The 6,838-nt window shown below is 54.2% G+C and carries 7 protein-coding genes, 12 tRNA genes and 2 pseudogenes; 6 read left to right on the forward strand and 15 right to left on the reverse strand.

Going from position 1 to position 6,838, the window contains the following annotated elements:
* Nucleotides 1–112: 112 nt before the first annotated feature.
* Nucleotides 113–295 (forward strand): annotated as a pseudogene (locus Pla100_RS32235) (LexA family protein); the annotation flags it as partial.
* A 93-nt stretch (nt 296–388) separates the two neighbouring features.
* On the forward strand, nt 389–769 hold the full coding sequence (locus Pla100_RS31905) for a plasmid pRiA4b ORF-3 family protein (RefSeq protein ID WP_231603546.1): 381 nt from the start codon (nt 389–391) through the stop codon (nt 767–769).
* Nucleotides 770–904: 135 nt separating this feature from the next.
* Here the strand turns inward: Pla100_RS31905 and Pla100_RS24675 are convergent, their stop codons facing one another.
* Complete coding sequence (locus tag Pla100_RS24675) at nt 905–1,486, reverse strand: hypothetical protein (protein WP_231603531.1); 582 nt, start codon at nt 1,484–1,486, stop codon at nt 905–907.
* A 254-nt stretch (nt 1,487–1,740) separates the two neighbouring features.
* On the opposite strand from Pla100_RS24675, the gene Pla100_RS24680 reads away from it, so the two are divergent.
* The 4 genes and pseudogenes from Pla100_RS24680 to Pla100_RS31910 all read left to right on the forward strand — a co-directional run.
* The gene (locus Pla100_RS24680; RefSeq protein ID WP_146581163.1) at nt 1,741–2,145 is read left to right on the forward strand and encodes a BlaI/MecI/CopY family transcriptional regulator; all 405 of its coding nucleotides are present in this window, start codon (nt 1,741–1,743) and stop codon (nt 2,143–2,145) included.
* Nucleotides 2,142–3,713: a M56 family metallopeptidase gene (locus tag Pla100_RS24685; protein WP_146581165.1), complete on the forward strand. Its 1,572-nt coding sequence runs from the start codon at nt 2,142–2,144 to the stop codon at nt 3,711–3,713. The genes Pla100_RS24680 and Pla100_RS24685 overlap by 4 nt, the downstream gene beginning before the upstream one ends.
* A 47-nt stretch (nt 3,714–3,760) precedes the next feature.
* Nucleotides 3,761–4,408 carry a hypothetical protein gene (locus Pla100_RS24690; protein ID WP_146581167.1) on the forward strand — a complete coding sequence of 216 codons (648 nt, stop codon included), beginning with the start codon at nt 3,761–3,763 and terminating at the stop codon, nt 4,406–4,408.
* A 140-nt stretch (nt 4,409–4,548) separates the two neighbouring features.
* A pseudogene (locus Pla100_RS31910) lies at nt 4,549–4,773 on the forward strand (hypothetical protein); the annotation flags it as partial.
* Nucleotides 4,774–4,797: 24 nt separating this feature from the next.
* Here the strand turns inward: Pla100_RS31910 and Pla100_RS24695 are convergent.
* The 14 genes from Pla100_RS24695 to Pla100_RS31915 form a co-directional block, all read right to left on the reverse strand.
* A tRNA-Ala gene (locus Pla100_RS24695) sits at nt 4,798–4,868 on the reverse strand.
* Between the two features lie 86 nt (nt 4,869–4,954).
* Nucleotides 4,955–5,028 (reverse strand) — tRNA-Leu (locus tag Pla100_RS24700).
* Nucleotides 5,029–5,092: 64 nt separating this feature from the next.
* Nucleotides 5,093–5,362, reverse strand: coding sequence for a hypothetical protein (locus tag Pla100_RS24705; protein WP_231603532.1), 270 nt, complete (start codon nt 5,360–5,362; stop codon nt 5,093–5,095).
* A 50-nt stretch (nt 5,363–5,412) separates the two neighbouring features.
* A tRNA-Val gene (locus Pla100_RS24710) sits at nt 5,413–5,484 on the reverse strand.
* A gap of 6 nt (nt 5,485–5,490) precedes the next feature.
* Nucleotides 5,491–5,561: transfer RNA gene (locus Pla100_RS24715), tRNA-Trp, on the reverse strand.
* Nucleotides 5,562–5,679: 118 nt separating this feature from the next.
* Nucleotides 5,680–5,763, reverse strand: a tRNA-Ser gene (locus Pla100_RS31150).
* Between the two features lie 26 nt (nt 5,764–5,789).
* Nucleotides 5,790–5,864 (reverse strand) — tRNA-Glu (locus Pla100_RS24720).
* A 142-nt stretch (nt 5,865–6,006) separates the two neighbouring features.
* A tRNA-Asp gene (locus tag Pla100_RS24725) sits at nt 6,007–6,079 on the reverse strand.
* Nucleotides 6,080–6,225: 146 nt separating this feature from the next.
* Nucleotides 6,226–6,300: transfer RNA gene (locus tag Pla100_RS24730), tRNA-Gln, on the reverse strand.
* Nucleotides 6,301–6,320: 20 nt separating this feature from the next.
* A tRNA-Gln gene (locus Pla100_RS24735) sits at nt 6,321–6,391 on the reverse strand.
* A gap of 25 nt (nt 6,392–6,416) precedes the next feature.
* Nucleotides 6,417–6,488, reverse strand: a tRNA-Gly gene (locus Pla100_RS24740).
* Nucleotides 6,489–6,510: 22 nt separating this feature from the next.
* Nucleotides 6,511–6,582: transfer RNA gene (locus Pla100_RS24745), tRNA-Asn, on the reverse strand.
* 8 nt (nt 6,583–6,590) lie between these two features.
* Nucleotides 6,591–6,661, reverse strand: a tRNA-Gly gene (locus Pla100_RS24750).
* Nucleotides 6,647–6,838 (reverse strand): hypothetical protein (locus tag Pla100_RS31915; protein ID WP_231603534.1); only part of this gene is annotated, 192 nt, incomplete at its 5' end. The genes Pla100_RS31915 and Pla100_RS24750, both read right to left, overlap by 15 nt.

The following is a 6,838-nucleotide window of genomic DNA, read 5'->3' on the forward strand; positions in this document are numbered from 1 at the left end:
ACGTTGTACTTCACCCATCGCGTGATCCTGCTTTGCGTTTGAGTTGGTTGTAGTGAACCGATAAACGTAGCGTTTCACGCGATGGTTTCTACCCTAAAGGCGCGCTTGGTGAATAAGGCGGGCTCAAGGTCGCTACCTATCGTTCATATTGGCTTACACCGAGGGATTCGGTTTGCGGCCCGCCGAATCGGAAATCGCGGACGCGTTGAAAGTCTCACCGCCATCGGTCAACCAGATGATGAAGATGCTGGAGAAGAAAGGCCTAATCCAGCGGCAAGTTGGTGTTGCGCGCTCGATCGAGATCCTGACCGATCGGAGTGAGATTCCCAAGTGGGCGGGAAAGCGAATAACGCGAACCGTCACTGGTTGGGTTTCAACGAAACCTCTCGTGACAAAAACGGAGCTTGCCCAGCAATCGGGATCAGGTCAAACGGTCTATCAATTCAAGATATCTCTCCGTGGTATCAAGCCGCCAATATGGAGAAGCATTGAAACCCTGGACGTCACACTCTCCAAGTTTCATGAAGCCATCCAAACTGCGATAGGCTGGACCAATTCTCATCTCCACGCGTTCGTGGTTGGCCAAGTCCGCTACACCGATCCGAGAATGCTCGACGACGTATTTCCCGATCCATCCGAAAAGCCGTACGGAAAAATGAAGATCAGTGACCTAGTTGTTTGGCATCACGCGGACCAAGAGATCACGCTTGATCTGATGGACGACGCCGCGGAAAGGATCGCGAACGCGAACGGAGCTGAGTCCGAGTAAGCGGAGAACTCTCTCTGTTTTTCTTGGAACGCCCGACGGATCTTGGATCTCTGTTTCTCTGTTTGGCATTACCCGGCGTTCTCTCGTGATCTTCGGAGAGACCGGCTCTTGTTATAGAGAAGTGCGATGCGATCACTACAGCATATATCGCAGCTTGTCGTACGCAGTATTCTCCCTCGTATCGTCCTCAACTGCTGCAGCAAGTTCGCCAAACCCGAACATGGTTTTCACGCGATGGGTCAGAAGTGCGCGATCGTAGGGGACGTCGCCTGAGGTCCAGTATGCTGGGCTATGGGGTGCGAACTTTGAAACCTTCAACGGCCCCATTTCGTCGGCGACGTTGGGGAGAGTCTGCCAGAGTCGCAGGTGCTGGTAGTGGGATTGGACCGCTCGCGAAGCCAAGTCGGGGTAGCCGAAGTCCGCAAGGTCGGTAATGGCGGCAGCGTGATTAATGATGTGAACGAGCCCGCCGTAACCGCTACGATGAATCTTTGGATCCTGGCCGATCGTCTCATCAAGCACGGCGAGAACCATTCCTTCAATGTCATCGTATTGCGGCTTGCCTACGTCATCAGGAAGCAGAATTTTGTGACCCTGAACTCGGCCCTTCGCCTTACCGTAATAGCCGCTTCCAGGATGTTCGTTGTCGAAGAGGGCAAGTAGCTTGCGGATTCCATCGACCACTGCGGGTGTTGCGTATTCGGGATGGTCTTTCAAAGCACGGATTGCGAGGGAAGCGAAGATCACATTGTGTCCGGATTGGCGAGGCTGGTCTACGAACGCGCCGGGAAGTCAGTACGCGGACACGGTTTCGATTCATTGTAGTGGCAGTTCCGCTCACTGCCCCTAGCAGTCTCGCTCACGACTTTCAGTAGAACCGAGTGAGCACGGGGGATTGCGAGCGTTTTTTACATTGGCGGACACTTGACCCGATGTTTTACACTCTGTAGTATTACGCGCTGTAGAAATCCATGCAATCGAAGCGAGGCGTCACTGTGAAGCTTTCCGGACGACAACTGGCGGTCATGCGTGTGCTTTGGCAGCAGAGGGAGGCGACCGTGGCCGAGGTGCAGCAGGCATTGGAGACAGATCCACCACTTGCCTACTCGACGGTCGCTACCGTGTTATCGCGAATGGAACGCAAGGGGCTGATTACCCATCGCGTGGAGGATCGACAGTACTATTATCGAGCCGTCGTTTCGGAAGTCGGCGCAAACCAGTCGGTGGTCGGCGACCTAGTTGATCGAGTCTTCGGAGGAAGCCCTGCGGAATTGGTCAACCAACTCTTGGCCAGCGATCAAGTCGACGCGGACGAACTGGAACGAATCAAGCAGCTCGTCAACGAACATGCCAAACGAACGAAGAGGAAATCATGAGCATTCCGATTTGGTTCGTGATGGTGGTCTTCAGCTTTCTGCTCACCTACCTGATTCACTCGACATTGATCATCGGCGGCATTGCCTGGTCGGTTCGCAGGATACGAGGATTGCGAGTGCCAGCCTTACAAGTCTTAAGCTGGAAATTGGCGATCCTGCTGCCGCTTTTGACAACAACTGTTGTGACGTTAGCTCCCTCGCTGCATCAGGGGTACCAGTACGCACTCGGTGATTCAACACTGGGCGATTCGACAATGTCGAGCTTGGATATCGAAAGGAGACTCGCGCCCATTGAAACCACTGCTATCTCAGCAACCGATTTGACATTGCCGAACTCGGTCGCCACCAGCGAATTCAATCACCATGCGAAGCGACTGAGCCCCGTCATGGACGACCGAAGCTTCGCCCCCATGCTCCCTCGGTTCAGCTGGCAAACGCTGTCTCTAGCGATTACCGGTCTTTGGTCGGTAGCCGTCGTGGTTTGCCTAGTGCGGCTCGCTATCCAGATCAAGCGACTGCGCACTCTCCGAATGAATTCCGTCCCCATTGAGTCGGCCGAGGTTCAGCGTGGGCTTATGCGAATCGCTCAAAAGATGCGAATTCGGCAACCGGTTGACTTATTGGAAACAGCGAATGTCGACGGAGCCTTGACTGCTGGGATAAGGCGTCCCTTCATTTTGGTACAAGCACAGAAGGTGGGCCACGCAAATGGCAGCCGATTGAACTCGGAATGGGACGCCCTGCTCGCCCACGAATTAGCTCACATTGCAAATCGCGATGCGAAATGGAATCTTTTCGCGAGATTGGTTCAGTGTCTGTTTCCATTTCAGCTACTAAATCGTTTTGCCAGTCGGCAACTGCGAATCGCCATGGACTTCGCCGCGGATGATTCTGCTTCGCGAGTTCTTGGTGACCAACAGGGACTGATCCATTGTTTGATCCGGATGGGAGATCAAATCATTGATCAGCAAATGCATCGCTTGAAGCAATCGGGACTCGTTGCCGGAGTCGCGGCATTTCGTTCAACGCTTGGGCAACGCGTTGAAAGGCTTCTCATCCAAAACACTTTCAGCACAGAAGTTGCGCCGGCCACCCGGTTCAAATTGCTAACGTGTTTAACCCTACTCGCCTTAGCAGTCACAGCGCTCGTTCCACAGGCTGTTGCCGAGCGAAAACCTAACACCCCACGATATCAAACTCTTTCAATTCAAGGAAACACGATGAAATCACAGCTTTCCGCGTTGGCCGTTCTGATCGGTTTGTCCGCACCGCTTGTCGCGGACGAGCCACAGAGCCAAAACCCCGTCCAACAGTTGGCTGAACTCAAGTCAACGCCCGACGAATTGCCAGCAGGAATCAAACGATTTAATGGCATGTTAGTCGGTCGTCTTGCTGCTAAGGATGTCGAGAAGGGGGCCTTTGTCGTCGTTGTGGATGCCATCCCGCGTGTTTGGAAAAATAGCCAAGCAGAGAACCCGAAATCCATTGTGGGTAAGTCGGTCGAGATCAAAGGAGTCTTTGGGAAGTTTCTAGACGTGCTCGTATCGGACGCCAAAGTGATCATCTGACGGTCGCGGAATTTGTGCGCCAGAGTGATCGAGCGCAGATGGAGAACATGCGTCAAGAGAGCCCCGTCGTCGGTCGATCGGATAATCCTATACAGGGTTTTCGCGGGATGATCGCGGGGCGATTGGTGAAGAAGGATGTTGAGCGGGGAACGTTTGCGGTCACGGTGGATGCCGTCCCACGTGTCTGGCAAAACAATCAGTCACGTTCGCCGAAATCGTTACTCGGAAAAAACGTAAACGCCGAAGGTGTTCCCCCCGGCCTCCTGGACGCTCTGGTCGTCACGCGAATCGGTGAGACGATCCAATTCGGGGCGTTGCACGACGGTGGAGAGAATTTGCGAGTTGGCGAGGTGCTTCGCAAGGTTGCTCCCGTCGAAGCGGGCGACTACCCAGAACTGCCCGACGATTTCCGTGGCTTTAGCGGAATCTTGCAAGCGAAGGTCGTCAAGAAAGACGAGCAGTTGTGGGAACTGACCGCTGAAGTGACCGACGTTGTCAAAGCCTTCGAGAAGGATCGCTCGCGAAACGCCAAAAGCATTATTGGAAAGCAAGTGATGCTCAGCGGCTTCTGGAACAAGAAAGACGCCTACCACGGGATCACGGTTGGCGACCACATCGAGCTAGGCGTCGAGCATCCTCAACGACTCGGTGACCAGTTGAGCGTCATTGAAGGTGTCCGCAAGCTCGACAAGTGAATTCGCCTGGAATTTGATTCGTTCGCGCTGAGAACGCGTAAGGGAGAATGTATATGCTTCGATACGTCGCCAAATCGCGAGTCTTCTATTGGCGTTTTCAGCTCTTCGCAAGCTTCGTTTTCGCACTCTGCACATTCAACATCTGCGGGACATGTTCCTGGGGTGACGAGACTCGGCCGCCCGCCAACCAGCGATATCAAGCAAAGACGACAACAGAATTTCCAGACTTCCAGCGTCATGTTGTTCCACTGTTGGGGCGATTGGGATGCAATAGTCGTAACTGCCATGGATCCTTTCAGGGGCGTGGTGACTTTCGTCTCTCATTGTTCGGCTACGACTTTGCCATGGATCACGAGGGACTGGTCGCCGTTGGCCTACCTCAGCGTGAGTGGAGCACCGGGGAATCGAACCCCGATTTTCTGCGTGCAAAACAGACGTCTTCCCGTTGGACGAGCGCCCCATGAATGAAGTTAGAGGAGTGAAGGGTGAATGGTGAAAATGGTTCGCGTCGGATGTTTCAAACTTCACTCTTCAAACTTCTGCTAGTGCCCAGAGCAGGAGTCGAACCTGCAATCATCCGGGTTTAAGCCGGACCGCTCTGCCGGTTGGCGTATATAGGCGTTGATGATTGGTGCCGCTGGGAAGGACGCGACCGACCGCGTCCTTCCCTTGGCTGCCAACGTGTTATGCATACAGTCGCGGCGTGCTGTCGCCGGTCGACTTGCGATGGTTCTTGATCGCTTTGTGCGAGTCAGGGAGTTGGTCGCCTTCGACGATCACATCGCCGACGGACTCGACCACCCAGCCGTCGACCCAACCGACGTTGTCGTCTTTCAGCCTCAGCACGCGACCGACCTTCGCAAACTCTTGCGGGATGTACGATGTCGTTCGCACGGATCCGCCGGCGATGTTGCGTCTCATCGCACATTGCACGTACTTCACATTTCTCGACATCGTCGTTCTCCTTGATTAACTGCGGGCCAGCGTCACCGTGACGCCGGCAGTAGTCCCGGATGGAATCGAACCATCGTTTCCTGCTTGTAAAACAGGTGTCGTCGCCGTTGGACCACAGGACCGAAAAGCACGTCCCCAAGGATTTGAACCCTGACCAACTGGTTTGGAATCAGCAGTGCTACCGTTACACCAGAGACGTGTGAAATTTCAAAAGTGGGAACGCAAGGAATCGCACCTCTCGCCGACTACCACACAATTAAAGGCAGAAGGGTTACAACCTCCCGTGTGGAAACGCTCCCATGATTCCTTCAACTAAGCGGAAGCCGTGGGACTCGAACCCACAACGGTAATTAGCCGCAGCTGTTTTCAAGACAGTGTCCTCATCCGGCCGGGTGACTTCCGTAGTCGCATCGCGATCGCGACGCAGTGACGTGAGCGGGAATCGAACCCGCGGACTCCTGGATGAAAACCAGACGATTCTGCCATCAGAATCTACCACGCCGTTTTGTTGCGTCTCTCAAAGCGAAGTACCGCATAGGAGTTTCGATCTCCTTCCTGCTGCCTGAGAAGCAGCCGACCTAGCCAGTAGTCGAATGCGGCAAAATAGTTCTCAGTCGTCAGTTGAGAGTCGACAGCAAAACAAGCGCTGGTAACGAGGATCGAACTCGCCACGACCTGATCGACAATCAGGCACCACCACCAGGTGGCCTCACCAGCGAAAAACTTCTGCTTCGACTCTTCCTGTCAACTGTCCACTGAAAACTGAACACTGGAGCGAAGCGACTCAGGTGACCGATCGGAATTGAACCGACATGGACTTCGTTCACAGCGAAGTTCCTGAAACCAATACAGGACGGCCACAGCACCGGAGACTGGAATCGAACCAATGAACTCCTCGTTCAGAGCGAGGTGCAGCGACCAACAACTGCTACTCCGGCGTTTGGTCTTTCATCAACAGCACGGGCGGAAGGAATCGAACCTACATACCACTGCTTCAAAGGCAGCTGGCTTACCGTTAGCCGACACCCGAGTGACATCGTGAGCATCTCGGAAGAGTGTCCTGCGGGAATCGAACCCGCCTGCTCGGATTGGAAGTCCGACGCCTTTGCCGATCGGCCAAGGACACGTGTTTACTCAGAAAACAAGAGCTCCGGCGGATGGACTCGAACCATCACTCGTCTCCTTAACAGGGAGCCGCCTTACCATTGGGCCACACCGGATTCTGTAAAGCGCCCAGCGAGAATCGAACTCGCATTTTCTGCATGGCAAGCAGATGGGTTACCACTACACCATGGGCGCAAAATGCATCACTACCAAATTGTCAAAGATCAATAACGCCGAAGCGTCTAAACCCGCATTATTCACCAAGGACGAAATCGGTTCTGCGTTTTGAGGTTTGGCCATTGCGAAACGCAGCGAAGCGGATTGCGAGTCTGATTTTGACCGACCGCGCACAACGCCCCCCTCCCCCAGAAT

This window comes from Neorhodopirellula pilleata, from assembly GCF_007859915.1.
Classification (GTDB): Bacteria; Planctomycetota; Planctomycetia; order Pirellulales; family Pirellulaceae; genus Rhodopirellula; species Rhodopirellula pilleata.

Excerpts from the sequence above, each read along its gene's own strand:
- Pla100_RS24680 (WP_146581163.1), top strand. The coding sequence starts at position 1,741 with ATGCAATCGAAGCGAGGCGTCACTGTGAAGCTTTCCGGACGACAACTG.
- Pla100_RS24685 (WP_146581165.1), top strand. The coding sequence starts at position 2,142 with ATGAGCATTCCGATTTGGTTCGTGATGGTGGTCTTCAGCTTTCTGCTC.
- Pla100_RS24690 (WP_146581167.1), top strand. The coding sequence starts at position 3,761 with ATGCGTCAAGAGAGCCCCGTCGTCGGTCGATCGGATAATCCTATACAG.
- Pla100_RS24705 (WP_231603532.1), bottom strand. The coding sequence starts at position 5,362 with ATGTCGAGAAATGTGAAGTACGTGCAATGTGCGATGAGACGCAACATC.